At 58.8% G+C, this 1238-nt stretch carries 1 protein-coding gene and 1 pseudogene; both read left to right on the plus strand.

All coding sequences use genetic code 11. The features are described from left to right. Positions 1 to 915: acetoin dehydrogenase dihydrolipoyllysine-residue acetyltransferase subunit (locus tag AC1D35_RS36265; RefSeq protein ID WP_477942854.1), on the plus strand; the 915-nt coding region annotated here is incomplete at its 5' end. Between the two features lie 223 nt (positions 916 to 1138). Further along, positions 1139 to 1238, plus strand: a pseudogene (locus AC1D35_RS36270) (lipoyl synthase); the annotation flags it as partial.

Consider the following 1238-nt stretch of genomic DNA (forward strand, 5'->3'; position numbering starts at 1 on the left):
GTGCAAGAGGGYGAGGTGGTACCGGTCGGTGCGTTGATCGCGGTGGTCGCGCCACAGGAGATCAGTGATGCCGAGATTGACGGCTTTATCGCCGAATACCAGCAGGATGTGGTGCAAACGACAGCCAGCCCCGTGACGCAATCCATCACTCTTGCGGGCGGACTTGTCACCTATCTCAAAGTCGGGCCTGACGAGGGAGAGCCCGTGGTGCTGGTGCATGGCTTCGGTGCGGACCACAAGGGCTGGTTGCTCAATCAGGCTGCTCTCGCGGAGCGTCACCCGACCTACGCGCTCGATCTTCCAGGCCATGGCGCATCGTACAAGCAGGCCGACGACTTTACCGCGCAAGGTCTCGCCAGCGTTCTCCGCGCGTTTCTCGTTGAAATGAACCTGACCAAAGTTCACCTCGTCGGGCATTCCCTGGGTGCCGCCGTCGCAGCCATTGCTGCCTCGGATGCGGGCGACATCGTGAAAACGCTCACCCTCATCTCCCCGGCGGGCCTGGGGATTGAAATCAACGGTTCGTTCTTCGACGGGTTTATCGGGGAGACGCGTTCCAAAAAACTGCGGCCTTATGTCGAAATGCTGGTTGCCGAACCGAGCCTGGTGACGGCCGACATGGTCGAAGACATCCTGAAATCAAAGCGTCTCGACGGTGCGCAAGCCGCTTTGGCCGCGGTTCGCGAGGCAAACTTTCCCGGATCGGAGCAGAAGGTATCGATCGGTGCCGCAATCGCGGATACGAATATCCCGATCCAGATCATTCTCGGCGCAAAAGACAAGGTCATCCCGGGGGAAAAAACCAAGGAACAGCGCGGGGTCAAGATCGTCGAGATAGCGGGCGCCGGCCACATCCCGCATCTCGAAAAATCGGGCGATGTAAACCAACGAATTCAAATGTTTATTGGTGATTGACCGCTTGAATATCATCACCGGCGAACTGATATCTTAGTCGCCTGCTCGAGCCACCCTGAAAGGACATTTCCGGCGGGCTCGAGCGCAGGGGGAGGAACGCATTTCCAACCGTCTCCGTGCCGGCGCTCATCGTGGCTGAGGCGCTTTGACGCCAGGCCGGCAGATTGCGACGAGGAATTAGAAATTGGGACGCCGCGATCGGCGGCAGAAAGTTGTTACGGCTATGACGACCATTTTGGATACGACCAAACACCAGGCTCTCCGTTTGCGGCATCCCGAAAAAGCCCATCGCCCGGATACGGAAGTCCTGCGCAAGCCGGAAT

This window comes from Rhizobium sp. P1_E6 (genome assembly GCF_056405875.1).